This is a genomic window from Lacticaseibacillus parakribbianus (assembly GCF_025490915.1).
In the GTDB taxonomy this organism is placed as follows: domain Bacteria; phylum Bacillota; class Bacilli; order Lactobacillales; family Lactobacillaceae; genus Lacticaseibacillus; species Lacticaseibacillus parakribbianus.
This window is the reverse complement of the sequence record NZ_JANQBA010000005.1, coordinates 181,105-194,595: the sequence shown is the minus strand read 5'-3', so window position 1 is coordinate 194,595 and position 13,491 is coordinate 181,105. Positions and strand designations below refer to the sequence as shown.

The window sequence follows — 13,491 nt, the reverse complement described above, 5'->3', positions numbered from 1 at the left end:
TGAGCTGTTTGAATAGCTCGATTTGTTGTTACTAGCGAATTGACTTCGCAATGTTTAATTCTTTTCAATTAAGAAAAGCCCTATCACATTTACGAAACTTTGTTCAGTTTTCAAAGGACTACCTTGTCGTTAAGACAACTTAATGAGTATATCTTATCGCGACGATGTTGTCAACGGTTATTTTAAGGGGTGAATATTTATTCATCCGTGCCATTCAGCAACCGGTGGGTCGCTTCGACAACAACAAGTATCTTACCAGCCAAAGGGGCGCAACGTCAACCAAAAATCTGCTTTTCCCCAGAAAAAAATGAAGAACCGAATGTCTTCCGAACGCTCGCCCGGCGATGAATATTCAGTTCCGTGATTCACGAACGGTGATACCAATTTCGGAGATTTTATTCGTGCCGGGTCGGGATAAAAAAAGAACGCGCTCACTGCGCGTCCTTCTCCAACTCCCTTAAGTACTCCGAGACCCATCCGTCGAGGCGGCTGGCGATCGGGGCAAACCCGGTGTGATACTTCCGGTTCGTCCAGTAATGCTTGCGATGCCGATAAGTCGTCATCGCCGGCGCCGGCTGAAGCGCCCGCAGTGACAAACTGATCTTGCCCGAGTACTCATCGATGTCCAAGATGACCACCGCCAAGCTCTGGCCCACTTTGAATAGGTCCCCGAGTGCCTTGACGAAGCCGTGCTGGCACTCGGAAATGTGGATCAGCCCCTGGTGGTCCTCATCGAGCAGGACGAACACCCCATACGGCTGAATCCCCGTGACTTTGCCAGTAATGATATCTCCGATGCGATACTCCATGCTGACACTTCATTTCTGTTTTTCGATTTCCCTTAATAGTATACATGAAAAATCGCACGTGACCAGCCTACTTTTGGATGGTGACCGACTCGATGGTGATCGGCGTGTTCGGCTTGTCGGCCGTCGTCTTGACCTTGCTGATTTTTTGGACGATGTCCAGGCCGTCCAGGACGTGGCCGAAGACGGTGTGGCGCATGTCCAACCACGGGGTGCCGCCGTTCTTGTAGGCGTCAATCACCGGCTGCGGATAGCCGGCGCTGGGCATCTGGCCCAGCATGTTCTGGTTGATGTGTTCGTTGGAGACGATGAAGAACTGGCTGCCGTTGGTGTTGGGACCGGCGTTGGCCATCGACAAGGCGCCTTGCAGGTTGAAAACGGTCGGGTTGAACTCATCCTCAAAGGCCTTGCCCCAGATGCTTTCGCCGCCGGCACCGGTGCCGGTCGGGTCGCCGCCCTGAATAATGAAGTCCGGAATCACGCGGTGGAAGGTCACACCGTTGTAGTAGCCTTTTTCCGCCAGGCCGATGAAGTTCTCAACGGTCTTTGGGGCCTGCTTTGGAAACAGCGCCAGGGTGATGGTGCCAAGGTTTGTGACCATCACCGCCTTGGGGCCTTCAAAGTGTTCGAGATCAAGTTGTGGGTACATAATTTCCTCCTTACGCGCGGTGGCCGGCACCACGCATGTGTGTTCAGCTTATTTTACCTTAGCGGCCGCGTGATTACCATGCGGCGGCAAAATGTGATACCTTAGGTCAGTAAGTCAGAAATGGGGAGAGACTATGTCAGAACACACCTATGAAATCACTGTTATCGGCGGCGGCCCCGTCGGTATGTTCGCCGCCTTTTACGCGGGCCTGCGTTCCGCCGACGTCCTGCTGGTGGAAAGCCTGAGCGAGCTGGGCGGCCAAACCGGCAACTTGTACCCGGCCAAGACGCTGTACGACATCGGCGGAATACCCGGGGTGTCCGGCCAGGAGCTGGTCGACCGCCTCAAGCAGCAGGTGACACACTTTCAGCCGACCATCCGCACGGCCACGGCGGTCACCGGCATCACCCCGGTTGACGGCGGCTTCACCCTGACCACCACCGGCGAGCCCATTCACACCAAGGCCGTGATCGTCGCCACCGGCGGCGGGGCCTTCACCCCGCGGCGGCTGGCCGTCGACTACGACCCCGCGCTGGACGGCCGCAACGTCTTGTACTTCGTCAAAAATCTCGAGTCGTTCCGCGGCCTGGACGTCGCCATCGCCGGCGGCGGCGACTCCGCCATCGACTGGGCCCTGGCGCTTGAGCCGATTGCCCAGTCCGTTCACCTGATTCACCGCCGTAACCAGTTCCGCGGCCTGGAATCAAGCGTCGAAACGCTGCAGGCCTCAAGCGTTCAACTGCACACGCCGTTTTTGATCGACGCGGTGACCGCCGCTTCAGACCGCATCGACGTCGCCCTCAAGGAGGTCCGCGGCCCGTCTTCGGCGACCCTGAACGTCGACCGGCTGCTGGTCAACTACGGCTTCATGAGCGACAACAAGCAGCTGCGCAACTGGGGGCTTGAGCTTGCCGGCAACGCGATTGCCGTCGACTCGCAGATGGCCACCAGCATCCCCGGCATCTACGCCATCGGTGACGTCGCCGACTACCCGGGCAAGCTGAAGCTGATTGCCAGCGGCTTCGGCGAGGCACCGACGGCCGTCACCGGCGCCCTCAACTACCTGTACCCGGAACGCAAGCAGGCGCTGCACAGCACCCAGCTCTACCATTAGGAGGCATTATGACTAACGAGGCAAAATTGTACGAACACACACTCGCGCTTTTGCAAGAGCGCGGCGTGACCCCCGAGGCGATTGGGGAACTGGTGATGTTCCTGCAGGCCAAGTTCATCCCGAGCCTGACGCTCGAGGTCGCCACCCAAAACGCCCTGATCGTGCTGAAGAAGCGCGAGGTGCAAAACGCGGTGATGACCGGTATCGCCCTGGACAAGGCGGCCGAGGCCAACAAGCTGGAGCAGCCCTTGCAAAGCATCATCGCCGAGGACGAAGGGCTGTACGGGGTCGACGAGATCCTGGCCTTCGCCATCGTCAACGTCTACGGCTCGATTGGCTTCACTAACTACGGCTACATCGACCGGGTCAAGCCCGGCATCCTGGCCAAGCTCAACGCGCATGAGCCGGGCATCATCCATACCTTCTTGGACGACATCGTCGGCGCAATCGCCGCGGCGGCGGCCAGCCGGCTGGCGCATGCCCACCCCGAGCTTGAGGACGACAATTATTAAGCTTTGGCCAAGCCCGGCGCCTTCGGCCTGGGCCGCGCGTATAATACGGCTTATAATCGCGCAAAGGAGTAAGCCATGACGCAACTGATCGACTTCATTCTTCACATCGACACCCACTTGGTCAGCATCGTGAACAACTTCGGCAACTGGACCTACCTAATCCTGTTTGTCATGGTGTTCATCGAAACTGGGATCGTGATTTTCCCCTTCCTGCCCGGGGATTCGCTGCTCTTTGCCGCCTGTGCCCTGGCCGCCAATTCCGCCTACCACCTGAACATCTGGCTGCTGTTCGCCCTGTTTTTGGCCGCGGCGGTGCTCGGCGACACGGCCAACTACGAGATTGGCCGCCACCTGGGGCTCGCCGCCGCCAACACCAGCTGGTTCGCCAAGCTGATCAACCGCGAGAAGCTGCAGTCGGCCGAGGCCTTTTTCAACAAGCACGGGGGCAAAACCATCGCGATCGCGCGGTTCATGCCGCTGGTGCGAACCTTCGCCCCGTTCGTCGCCGGCGGGTCGAACATGCACTACCCTAAGTTCATCCACTACAACCTGCTCGGCGGCTTCCTGTGGGTGACGATGTGCTGCGTGGCCGGCTTCTTCTTTGGCAACCAGCCCTTCGTCAAGGCCCACTTCTCCGTGGTGGTGCTGGCCATCGTCGCCGTTTCGCTGGTGCCGGTTTTGATCACCGCACTGCGGTCCCGCCGCGCCGGCAAGGCCTAATCGCCCAGACACCAAAGGCGCCGCCTGCAATCCAGTCGATTGCAGGCGGCGCCTTTTTGATTAGTCACAGTGGGGCTTCGCGGCAGGGCCAGTCACAGCCCCCGAGCGTCGCGGCGGCCGGTCACGATGCCCCAGACCATCAGCGCCTCGAAAGCGGCAAGCGCCAGGGCGAAGCAGGCCAAAAAGAAGTCCTCCGGCAGCACCAGGATGATCGGATCGGTCACCGGGTTGAACAGCCAGTCGTTGTTGCGGAACATGATTTTGTGAAAGGCGACGAACACGGCGTCGAAGTTCAAAGACATCAACGCTCCCAGCACCAGCGGGGCGACGGCGCCGATCTGAAACGGCCGCACCAGGCGGTAGCGTTCCTTAACCCGGCGCAGCTTGGCCAAAAACCGCACGGCAATCGGGCCGGTCACGATGCAAATCGCGATGTCCAGCAAAAACAGGTGCTTGACGTCGCGAAAGTGCCGGGCCCCGTGAACGCTGACCGGAAAGTCGCTCATGTGCAGATGCGTCTCCCAAGGCAGGTGCAGGTAACCCATCAGCTGCACGTAATTGTGGTACAGCTTGCCCATGCCCATCCCCGCCACGTCCTGCAGGTGATCGAGGTGGACGAACAGCGGAAACAGCGCAAAGGACAGCAGAATTGTCAGCCAGATTGCGCCGCTGACCAGAAACAGCCACAGGGCTAAGAAGCGCCAGCGCATGTCACACCTCCCAGTCGGCCAGCGAGTCAACCGAATGCGTCGGCTGAACCGCCTCGGCGCGAACCTGCGCCTTGGTGGAGATGCCGGAGTACACCAGCAGCTGGTCGATGCCGGCGTTGATGCCGGCCAAGATATCCGTGTTGTAATTGTCGCCGACCATCACCACGTCTTGCTTCTTCAGGCCCATGCGGCGCAGCCCCTGCTCCATGATGATGGCCTCGGGCTTGCCGATGTAAAACGCCTTTTGCTGGGTGCTGCGCTCGACCAGCGCGATCACCGAGCCGGCGCCTGGCACGTGACCGCGCTCGTTGGGCAGGTTGGTGTCGGCGTTGGTGCCGATGAACTTGGCGCCGCGCTGAATCGCCAGCGTCGCCAGCTCGAACTTGTGGTAGGTCACGTCGTAGTCCAGCCCGACCACCACGTAATCGGGGTCGACGTCGTTGAAGCGCAGCCCGATGTCAAGCAGCGCCTGCTTGAGGCCGAGCTCGCCGATCACGTACACCGACTTGCCGGTCGCATCGCCGTTGTTTTGCGCCTGAATCCAGGCGGCGGTGGCGAGGCTGGGCGTGTACACCTGGTCCGGCGTCGCGTGGATGTCGTGGTTATCCGCCAGGTTGCGGCAGACCGCGGCCGGCGACTTGGTGGTGTTGTTGGTCAAAAACAAAAACGGGATGGCCTTGGCCTGCAAACGTTCGATGAACGCCTTGGCTTCCGGGATGCGTTCCCGGCCGCGGTAAACCGTGCCATCCAGATCAATCATGTATCCTTTGTATGCCAAAATTTCGTCTACCCTATTTCTCGTTAGTCTCGCGCGAGTGAATCGTGAAGTGACGCTTGCGCGGTTGGTGCGGCGCCACGGTTTCCGCCTTGCCAGCGGTCACCTGCGGCTTTTTGGTGATGCGTTCGCTGTACGGCTTACGCGCGGCCTCCGAACGCCTGCCGGCATCGCCGCGGCGCTTTTGGTTGCGGCCGCCGCGCGAGCGTTTTTTGACCGGCTTGTCCGGCGCGTCCAGCCGCTGTAGCACAAAATACGCGCAGCCGAAGTTGCAGTACTCCAGCAGGTAGTCCTGCAAGGTGCGGATCAGCTGGTCCTTGTTGGCCCGGCGGTTGTCATCGGCGTAAAAGCCGCGCAGCCGCAGCTGGTCGTAGCCCCAGTCGCCGACAATGTAGTCGTACTTCTCCAAAATGTCGGTGTAACGGGCGGCGAACTTCTCGCGGTCAAAGGCCTGCTTGTGATCCAAGGCGATGGCATAGCGCCGGCCGTCGACGGTCACCAAGTCGGGGGCGACCTGCACCACGCGCTGGGCCAGCGCCGCTTCCGGATTCACGGTTTGATCCTCATTCACGTTCATGCCCCCTTCACCGCCACCGCGGCGGTTGATATTGGTTAAGTATAGCACGAAACCGCCGCGGTTGGGGCGGCAGCGGCGGCCGGCACTCGGGGCGGCCCGAGTGCCGGTTGGTTGTGACGCGATTCGCTAAACCCGCCTCACTTCGCTCTGGTCGTCGAGCTGCGAGGCGCAACGCGGGAGCGGCCTGCTCGAAGCGGCATTTGGGGCAAGACCCGCCCCAAGCGCCGCTTCTACGCTACCCGTCCCGCTAAACCCGCGCCTCTTCGCTCTGGACCAAAAAAAGACCGGCCGCAGCCGATCTTCTCTTGCTTGTCTGTGAACTTGGGTTACATCATGCCGCCCATGCCAGGGGCACCGGCACCCGGCTGTGGGGCATCCGTCTTCGGTTCTGGCTTGTCGGCCACCACGGCCTCGGTGGTCAGAATCAAAGCGGAAACAGACGCGGCGTTTTGCAGCGCGGAGCGGGTGACCTTGGTCGGGTCGATGATGCCGGCCGCGGCCATGTCTTCCCAGACGTCCGTTGCGGCGTTGTAGCCGAAGCCCGTGGCCTCGTGCTTCATGCGCTCAACGATGACGGAGCCTTCAAGCCCGGCGTTTTCGGCAATCTGGCGAACCGGTTCCTCAAGGGCACGCAGCACGATGTTGATCCCGGTCTGCTCATCGCCTTCCTCGCTGAGGGCGGCAACGGCCTTTTGGGCGTTGACCAAGGCGACACCACCACCGGCGACGTAGCCTTCTTCAACGGCCGCACGGGTCGCGTTCAAGGCGTCTTCAATGCGGTACTTGCGCTCCTTGAGCTCGGTTTCGGTTGCGGCACCGACCTTGATCACGGCCACACCGCCGGCCAGCTTGGCCAGGCGTTCCTGCAGCTTCTCCTTATCGAAGTCGGACGTCGTGTCCTCAATCTGCTTCTTGATGGTGGCCACACGCTCGGCGATGGCGTCCTTGGAACCTGCGCCTTCGACGATCGTCGTGTTGTCCTTGGTAATCGTGACCTTGCCGGCCTGGCCGAGCTGCTCGAGCTTGGCGTCCTTGAGGTCGAGGCCGAGGTCGCCGGTGATGACGGTGGCGCCGGTCAGAATCGCGATGTCTTCAAGCTGCGCCTTGCGCCGGTCGCCGAAGCCTGGGGCCTTGACGGCAACGACGTTGAACGTGCCGCGAATCTTGTTCAAAACCAGGGTCGGCAGCGCTTCGCCGTCCACGTCGTCGGCAATGATCAAGAGGGCCTTACCTTGCTGCACGATTTCCTGCAGCAGTGGCAAAATGTCCTGGATGTTGGAGATCTTCTTGTCGGTGATCAGGATGTACGGGTTGTCGAGGTCCGCTTCCATCTTGTCGTTGTCGGTCACCATGTACTGGGACAGGTAGCCGCGGTCGAACTGCATCCCTTCAACGACGGACAGCTCGGTTTGGATCCCCTTGCTTTCCTCGATGGTGATGACGCCGTCGTGGCCGACCTTTTCCATCGCGTCGGCGATCAGGTCGCCGACTTCAGGGTCGGCGGAGGAGACGCTGGCCACCTGCGCGATTTCCTTCTTGCCGGACACGGTGTGGGAAATCTTGTGCAGCTCGTCAACGGCCGCCTTGGTGGCCTTTTCGATCCCGCGGCGGATGCCAACAGGGTTGGCGCCGGCGGTCACGTTCTTCATGCCTTCGCGGATGATGGACTGAGCCAGAACCGTCGCGGTCGTGGTGCCGTCACCGGCGATGTCGTTGGTCTTGGTTGCGACCTCGGCGACCAGCTTGGCCCCCATGTTCTCGTAGTGGTCTTCCAGCTCGATGTTCTTGGCGATGGTCACACCATCGTTGGTGATTTCAGGAGAGCCGTAAGACTTGTCCAAAACGACGTTGCGCCCCTTAGGCCCAAGGGTCGTCTTGACCGTGTTTGCTAACTTGTCGACGCCGGCCAGCATTGCGTGGCGTGCGTCTTCGCCGAATTTAATATCTTTTGCCATGTGTCTCGTTCACCTCATATGATAGATTATTGACTCAGATTACTCAGCGATCGCCATCAGGTCCTTTTCGTGCAGGACCAGGTACTTCTCGCCTTCGTACTTCACTTCGGAACCGGCGTACTTGTCGTAAACAACCACGTCGCCCACCTTGACGGTCAGCGGCAGCAGCTTGCCTTCAGGGGTGCGTGTGCCTTCGCCCACGGCGACGATTTTGCCGGATTGGGGCTTTTCCTTCGCGTTGCTGGCGAGCACAATGCCTCCAACAGTCTCTTCTTGTTCCTCAACGACCGATACGACGACGCGGTCTCCTAATGGTTTTAACAAGGCAATCCCTCCATACATAATTGATTAGGCTTAGCACTCTTGTGTCCCAAGTGCTAACTACATTCATTACTATAACGAGTTTGCCGCCTGAATGCAACCCCCAAGTCGGTCTGTTATACTGACCCTGAACGAAAATCTTTGGAGGTGCCTGATGTCTGGAGCGAAAAATGCAATTGCGATCGTCGGCTGCTACCTGGTCGCCTTGATCGGTGGCCTGTGGCTGACGCGGTGGGGAACCGGCGGCCTGTGGCTCGCGGCTGCCTTGGGCCTGGTCTGCCTGATCGTGGCCCTGCTAGCCAACCGCCGCCTGATTGTCCCCAACGCCATCGAGGCGGCCGGCGTGGCCAGCCCCACCACCCGGGCGGTGTGGGGCATCTCCGGCATCGCGCTGGTGCTGGCGGTGCAGCTCGGTGCCAGCCTCTTGGAGCAGCTGCTGTTCAACCGCGCCGGCGGCTGGGCGTTGAACCAGACGCTGACGGCGGTGCAGGCCGCCCCGGGCTACCTGGTGAGCCTGGTGGTCGTGATGCCGATTCTTGAGGAGCTGACCTTCCGCCGCATCGTGTTCGGCAACCTCGCCGGCGTCACCGGCAAGGTCGGGGCGGCCCTGATCGCCGGGCTGCTGTTCGCCTTGGCCAGCGACCCGACGCACTGGTTGGTCGCAAGCCTGGTCGGGGCCACCTACGCCTTCTTGTACGATCGCACCGGCAGCATCCAGCCGGCAATCATCGCCCATGTCGGCACCGTCGCCTTGACGCTGATTGACGCCTTCGCGCATTAGGCCGGCGGGGGGAACCGCGACCGGCGGCGAGCTTAAGGATGCGTTAACAATGGCCGCAACCTGACGCAGCCGCGGTTGAGTCGGTACAATAGCTTTAAGGAGTGATTGCAATGGATACTCGCACCAGCCGCCACGACCAGGGGCGGCCGCACCGGCCCTGGCTCAAGTTCGTTTTGCTCATCGTGTCGACGCTTCTGGTCACCGCCGGGTTGTACGGCCTGCGCCTCTACAGCCAGGCCAAGTACGCCTTCGACAAGACCTACGCGTCGTTGGACAACAAGGCCAACCCGACGATTCAAAACAAGAAGCCCTTCGCCGCGCTGTTGATCGGCGTCGACTCCGGCGCCTTGGGCCGCACCGACAACGGCCGCTCGGACACCTTGATTGTCGCGGTGGTCAACCCCAAGCAAAAAAAGACCACCCTGGTCAGCGTTCCGCGCGACACCGCCGCCAAGATGATCGGCACCACCCACTTCAACATGCAAAAAATCAACGCCGCCTACTCGATCGGCAGCTCCAAGATGGCGGTTGCGACCGTCTCCGCCTTAGTCAACGTGCCGATCGATTACTACCTGACCGTCAACATGGGGGCGCTTGAAAAAATCGTCGACGCGGTCGGCGGCATCGACGTGCAGGTTCCTTTCTCCTTCACCGACAAGGACACCGGCTCCCAGCACTTCGTCAAGGGGCCGATGCACCTCAACGGCGCCTGGGCCCTGGCCTACGCGCGAATGCGCCACGAGGATCCGGAAGGCGACTATGGCCGCCAAAAAAGGCAGCAGCAGGTGATTCGCGCGATTCTCAAAAAGGCGTTGTCGACCGACACGCTGACCCATTTTGACCGCCTGCTCAAGACCATCTCCGGCAACATGCGAACCAACCTGAGCTTCTCGGATCTGACCACGCTGGTCACCAACTACCGCGCGGCCGCCGGCAAGGTCACGACCGACCACGTGCAGGGCCACGACGCCTGGGTCTACCCGGGGCCGTCGTCCTACCAGATTCCCTCGACTAGCGAGCTGCAGCGCGTCTCCGACAAGCTGCGGACCGCCCTGGGGCTTGCGACCGAGACCATCGCCAACCAAAACGTCCGGGAGAACAAGGCCAACACCGGCTTCAACTTCGATAACCCGGCCGCGCAGGTCTACACCATCTACAACCCCGAGCTCTAACCCCAAAACGCCGTCGCAGGCCATCGCGGCGGCGTTTTGGCGTCCATCGGCGCCGCGGTTATGGGGCCACGCCAAAAGCCGCCGCAACGATGGGGGTGCGGCGGCCGCGCCGAAGCCACCGGACTCACCCAGTCCGGTGGCCTTGGCCTAATTCGGTTACGTTGCTGTCCATTGCTTACTATGGTGGTGCCACCACCGCGCTCGCCGGGGCCGCAGCTACCTCGAGTTGCGAGTAGGTCCTAGCTTGGTGCGAGCGGTGGGGTGGTAAAATCCTTTACCCTGGTATCTCCTCCTAAGTTGAAGGAGTTGCACTAAAACTCTTGAGTTTGAAAGCCGTGTGGCGCTACACTGCGGCTTGGCATGGGTGGGGTACTAGAGGCGCTTGCGCTCCGGATCGTTCCCCTATGCGGCAGAGGTGCCAGCGCTGCGGCCGCAGCGCCATCCCCGCACGTGACTGATCATTCGCGGATAGCTTAACACCGGACCAATTTGCCGTCAAGCATTTTGACTCGCCTAATTCTACCCGTCTCTCGCTAACCGGCCGGCGAACCACTCGGCACCCAAAAAGGCGCATCCCCGCTGGGGATGCGCCTTTTTCGTGCCTCGGCCGGTGCCGCATGCGCTTTGCACTGCGTTGAACCGCGACCCGGCCCGTGTCGTGCCGCACCCGGTAGCTGAGCCGGGGCCTGGCTGGGCCTCGCCCGGCGCCGCGGCGCCTACTCGGCCTTTTGAACCGCGTCGGCCACCGGCTTGGTGCCGGCCTTGGTGCTGATGGTGCTGTTGATCACCTGCTCCAGGTCGATGCCGGTCATCTGGTGAATCATCGCCAGCTGCTTGGTCATGTTCTCGACCGACTGGCCGGTCACGTCGCCTTGGCCGTACAGCGTCACGTGGTCGACGTTCTTGTAGGCGTCGGCGTTGGCGGCAAACAGCGCCGGCAGGACATCCAGCACCATCTGCAGCTTCCCGGACTCGTTCATTTTGGCCAGGGCGGCGGCCTTCTTCTCGGTCGCCTCGGCCTCGGCCAGCCCGACGGCGCGGGTCTTGGCCGCCGTCGCGTTACCGGTCAGCTCCGTGGCCTTGGCTTCGGCTTGCCCCTGCACCTCGACTTGGTGAGCCGCGGCGTCGGCGGCCTGGCGAACCTGCTCCGCCTGGGCGGCCGCTTGCAGCTTGACCTGCTCGGCAGACGCTTCGGCCGACAGCTTCACCTGCTCGGCTTCGGCCTGGGCCTTAGCGATGCTGGCCGCCTTTTGCGCGGCGGCCTCCTGCTCGGCCTGGTAGCGGTTGGCGTCGGCCTGCTTACGCACGGTCGCGTTCAGCGTCATTTCCTGCAGGTCGGCGTCTTTTTGCGCCAGCTCGATGTCTTTTTCCTTTTGGACCTGCTTGGCCTTCATCTGCTCGGCAATCGAGGCCTGATCCGCCTGGGCCTTGGCGATCTGCTGTTCCTTTTCGAACTCCGCGACCTGCACGGCCTGGGCGCGTTTGGAGTCGGCGACCTGCGTCTGGCGCTTGATCTCTTCTTCCTGGGCCAGCTGGTCGGCCTCGGCCTGCTTGATGCGCCGCTCCTTGTCGGCTTCGGCCTCGGCGATCGCCGCGTTCTTTTTGACCTCGGCGATCTGCTTTTTGCCCAGGCTGTCTAAGTAGCCGTTGCTGTCGGTGATGTCCTTGATGGTGAAGGACACGATCTGCAGGCCCATCTTGGCCAGGTCGGAGCTTGCGACCTCTTGCACCTTCTCGGCGAATACCTCGCGGTTTTGGTAGGTGTCCTCGACGGTCAGCGTCCCCAAAATGGCGCGGAGATGGCCTTCCAGAATTTCGGTGGCTTCGCCGTTGATCTGCGCGTCCTCCTTGCCCAGGAACTGCTCGGCGGCCGTCGCGATCTCCTCAAGCGAGGAGCCGATCTTCAGGATGACCGTCCCATCGACCTTGATCGGCACCCCGGCCTTGGTGTAAACCTCGGGCGTGGCGACCTCGATGGTGCGGGTGTTGAGCGACAAGGCGTCCCAGCGCTGCACGATCGGCAGGATGAACGCCCCGCCGTTGGTGATCAGCTTCACCTTGTTGCCGTTGGTGTCTTGGTAAGAGTGCTTGCCGCCGATCATCGCCCCGGAGATGATCAAGACCTCGTTGGGCAGCGCCGTCTTGCGGTGCGTGACCAAAAAGACAAAGAACAAAATGACTAGCACGGCGATGACGCCGATGATGATCAGACTCGAGTAGTTTTCCATCATGACACTTCCTTTTAGTAGCGTGTGGCCGGTGCAAAGGCGCCGACCGGACTGTAAAACCCCTTATTTCGTGGTCGTCGTGGCCGGATCGCGAACCGGTTGCACATACGCCACCCCGGCCTTGAGCTCGATGACGACGACCCGGGTGCCTTGCGCGATGCGGGTGCCGGGGTCGTAGGCGCGAGCGGCGTAGGTCTGCCGGGCCCGGCCGTTGCCGACGACCATCACCTCGCCAAGGCCACCGACCGGAATCGTCAGGCTGAGCCGGCCGACCAGGTAGGCCTTGCTGCTTTCGGCGGTGCTGTTATCCACGCCGCGAAACAGCCGGCTCAAGGCCGCCAGAATCGGCAGCGCGACCAGGGAGAAAAGCGCCCACAAGAAGGCGCCACCGATAATCGCCACGAGGAGGCCGACCAAGGCCAGCACCCACCAGGGCTGATTCCACAATGCCTGCATGGACTCACCTCATCCCATGAAATAAAGCCAGAGCAACACGATCGCGACCACCCCGAGAATCAGTGTCCCCCAGTTGATCCCGCCGCCGGGCTGCTGGGCCGACTTGGCGGTGTTGCCCTTGGCCGGGTTGGCTCGCGGTTGCGCCGCTGGTTTGGATCGCGCCTGATCGCTGTGAGCCGCGGCACCACGCGGTTGCGCCGGGGCCGCGGTCGGCATCCGCACGTGGGTGGCGTTGGCCTGCCGGTGCGACTGCTTGGCGGCATTGCGCGGTTGGCGCTCGCTGGCCCCGCCAGTCGTGCCCTGGGTCGCCCGGTCGTGAGCGGCGCCTTGCCCGTTGCGGGCGGTCTGCCGCCCACCGTTGCGCTGGCCGCCAAGGCCTTCGCTTGGGCCACCGCCTTTCGCCAAGCGCGAGCGCTCCGCTTGGGTCGCATCGCGCGAGCGCCCGGCCTGGGCCGCCCGGTGGCCGGCCACCGCCTGCGCCGTTCGGCTCGGCTTGGTCGCAAGCCCGGGGCGGCCCAGGCCCAGCCCCGGTCGCAGCACGTGGCGCTGCTTGAGGCTGACGCTTGAATGGTGCTGTTTCAACAACTGACTGCCGCGCTGCCCGTCTAGGCTCATGCCGCATTCCTCCCCGCTAGTGATCGAGGTCAATATACCAATTTGTAGCGCTTACGTCAACGCGACAGCCCGTGTCTCCCCGGTCCCGCCGCCGCCAACG

Annotated in this window: 15 protein-coding genes; 5 read left to right on the top strand and 10 right to left on the bottom strand. The window is 61.8% G+C overall.

What is annotated here, in order from left to right; translation table 11 throughout:
* Positions 1-431 precede the first annotated feature (431 nt).
* Together NUH19_RS06510 and NUH19_RS06505 are read right to left on the bottom strand one after the other, a co-directional pair.
* The gene (locus NUH19_RS06510) at positions 432-809 is read right to left on the bottom strand and encodes a CvfD/Ygs/GSP13 family RNA-binding post-transcriptional regulator (RefSeq protein ID WP_262315737.1); all 378 of its coding nucleotides are present in this window, start codon (positions 807-809) and stop codon (positions 432-434) included.
* Positions 810-876: 67 nt separating this feature from the next.
* Positions 877-1,458 (bottom strand): peptidylprolyl isomerase, encoded by a 582-nt coding sequence (locus tag NUH19_RS06505; RefSeq protein ID WP_262315745.1) that lies wholly within the window; start codon positions 1,456-1,458, stop codon positions 877-879.
* 130 nt (positions 1,459-1,588) lie between these two features.
* On the opposite strand from NUH19_RS06505, the gene NUH19_RS06500 reads away from it, so the two are divergent.
* The 3 genes from NUH19_RS06500 (at position 1,589) to NUH19_RS06490 (ending at position 3,801) form a co-directional block, all read left to right on the top strand.
* A complete protein-coding gene (locus NUH19_RS06500; RefSeq protein ID WP_262315736.1) occupies positions 1,589-2,569 on the top strand; it encodes an NAD(P)/FAD-dependent oxidoreductase in 981 nt (326 codons plus the stop codon).
* A gap of 8 nt (positions 2,570-2,577) precedes the next feature.
* Complete coding sequence (locus NUH19_RS06495; RefSeq protein WP_262315735.1) at positions 2,578-3,081, top strand: phosphatidylglycerophosphatase A family protein; 504 nt, start codon at positions 2,578-2,580, stop codon at positions 3,079-3,081.
* A 75-nt stretch (positions 3,082-3,156) separates the two neighbouring features.
* Entirely contained in the window at positions 3,157-3,801 is a 645-nt protein-coding gene (locus NUH19_RS06490; RefSeq protein WP_262315734.1) for a VTT domain-containing protein, read from the top strand.
* A 92-nt stretch (positions 3,802-3,893) separates the two neighbouring features.
* Here NUH19_RS06490 and NUH19_RS06485 read toward each other — a convergent pair whose 3' ends face one another.
* The 5 genes from NUH19_RS06485 to groES all read right to left on the bottom strand — a co-directional run bounded on the left by NUH19_RS06485 (position 3,894) and on the right by groES (position 8,142).
* Positions 3,894-4,511: a TIGR01906 family membrane protein gene (locus NUH19_RS06485; protein WP_262315733.1), complete on the bottom strand. Its 618-nt coding sequence runs from the start codon at positions 4,509-4,511 to the stop codon at positions 3,894-3,896.
* A 1-nt stretch (position 4,512) separates the two neighbouring features.
* Positions 4,513-5,289, bottom strand: a complete 777-nt coding sequence (locus NUH19_RS06480; protein WP_262315732.1) for a TIGR01457 family HAD-type hydrolase — start codon at positions 5,287-5,289, stop codon at positions 4,513-4,515.
* A 13-nt stretch (positions 5,290-5,302) separates the two neighbouring features.
* Complete coding sequence (locus tag NUH19_RS06475; RefSeq protein ID WP_420844672.1) at positions 5,303-5,863, bottom strand: YutD family protein; 561 nt, start codon at positions 5,861-5,863, stop codon at positions 5,303-5,305.
* A gap of 326 nt (positions 5,864-6,189) precedes the next feature.
* Positions 6,190-7,818, bottom strand: a complete 1,629-nt coding sequence (groL, locus tag NUH19_RS06470; protein WP_262315731.1) for a chaperonin GroEL — start codon at positions 7,816-7,818, stop codon at positions 6,190-6,192.
* 39 nt (positions 7,819-7,857) lie between these two features.
* Positions 7,858-8,142, bottom strand: a complete 285-nt coding sequence (groES, locus tag NUH19_RS06465; RefSeq protein ID WP_262315730.1) for a co-chaperone GroES — start codon at positions 8,140-8,142, stop codon at positions 7,858-7,860.
* Positions 8,143-8,293: 151 nt separating this feature from the next.
* Here groES and NUH19_RS06460 point away from each other — a divergent pair, with 151 nt between their 5' ends.
* A complete protein-coding gene (locus NUH19_RS06460) occupies positions 8,294-8,920 on the top strand; it encodes a CPBP family intramembrane glutamic endopeptidase (protein WP_262315729.1) in 627 nt (208 codons plus the stop codon).
* Between the two features lie 110 nt (positions 8,921-9,030).
* Positions 9,031-10,092 (top strand): LCP family protein, encoded by a 1,062-nt coding sequence (locus NUH19_RS06455; RefSeq protein WP_262315728.1) that lies wholly within the window; start codon positions 9,031-9,033, stop codon positions 10,090-10,092.
* Positions 10,093-10,808: 716 nt separating this feature from the next.
* On the opposite strand, the gene NUH19_RS06450 is transcribed toward NUH19_RS06455, so the two are convergent.
* The 3 genes from NUH19_RS06450 to NUH19_RS06440 form a co-directional block, all read right to left on the bottom strand.
* Positions 10,809-12,320: a flotillin family protein gene (locus NUH19_RS06450; RefSeq protein WP_420844673.1), complete on the bottom strand. Its 1,512-nt coding sequence runs from the start codon at positions 12,318-12,320 to the stop codon at positions 10,809-10,811.
* Positions 12,321-12,383: 63 nt separating this feature from the next.
* Positions 12,384-12,776: a hypothetical protein gene (locus NUH19_RS06445; protein ID WP_262315727.1), complete on the bottom strand. Its 393-nt coding sequence runs from the start codon at positions 12,774-12,776 to the stop codon at positions 12,384-12,386.
* 9 nt (positions 12,777-12,785) lie between these two features.
* A complete protein-coding gene (locus NUH19_RS06440; RefSeq protein ID WP_262315726.1) occupies positions 12,786-13,391 on the bottom strand; it encodes a hypothetical protein in 606 nt (201 codons plus the stop codon).
* Between the last annotated feature and the right edge of the window lie 100 nt (positions 13,392-13,491).

What these genes read in the sequence shown, in the direction of transcription:
- NUH19_RS06500 (WP_262315736.1), top strand. Translation starts at nt 1,589, where the DNA reads ATGTCAGAACACACCTATGAAATCACTGTTATCGGCGGCGGCCCCGTC.
- NUH19_RS06475 (WP_420844672.1), bottom strand. Translation starts at nt 5,863, where the DNA reads ATGAACGTGAATGAGGATCAAACCGTGAATCCGGAAGCGGCGCTGGCC.
- groL (WP_262315731.1), bottom strand. Translation starts at nt 7,818, where the DNA reads ATGGCAAAAGATATTAAATTCGGCGAAGACGCACGCCACGCAATGCTG.
- NUH19_RS06455 (WP_262315728.1), top strand. Translation starts at nt 9,031, where the DNA reads ATGGATACTCGCACCAGCCGCCACGACCAGGGGCGGCCGCACCGGCCC.
- NUH19_RS06485 (WP_262315733.1), bottom strand. Translation starts at nt 4,511, where the DNA reads ATGCGCTGGCGCTTCTTAGCCCTGTGGCTGTTTCTGGTCAGCGGCGCA.
- NUH19_RS06450 (WP_420844673.1), bottom strand. Translation starts at nt 12,320, where the DNA reads ATGGAAAACTACTCGAGTCTGATCATCATCGGCGTCATCGCCGTGCTA.
- NUH19_RS06440 (WP_262315726.1), bottom strand. Translation starts at nt 13,391, where the DNA reads ATGAGCCTAGACGGGCAGCGCGGCAGTCAGTTGTTGAAACAGCACCAT.
- NUH19_RS06445 (WP_262315727.1), bottom strand. Translation starts at nt 12,776, where the DNA reads ATGCAGGCATTGTGGAATCAGCCCTGGTGGGTGCTGGCCTTGGTCGGC.
- NUH19_RS06490 (WP_262315734.1), top strand. Translation starts at nt 3,157, where the DNA reads ATGACGCAACTGATCGACTTCATTCTTCACATCGACACCCACTTGGTC.
- NUH19_RS06495 (WP_262315735.1), top strand. Translation starts at nt 2,578, where the DNA reads ATGACTAACGAGGCAAAATTGTACGAACACACACTCGCGCTTTTGCAA.
- NUH19_RS06460 (WP_262315729.1), top strand. Translation starts at nt 8,294, where the DNA reads ATGTCTGGAGCGAAAAATGCAATTGCGATCGTCGGCTGCTACCTGGTC.
- NUH19_RS06510 (WP_262315737.1), bottom strand. Translation starts at nt 809, where the DNA reads ATGGAGTATCGCATCGGAGATATCATTACTGGCAAAGTCACGGGGATT.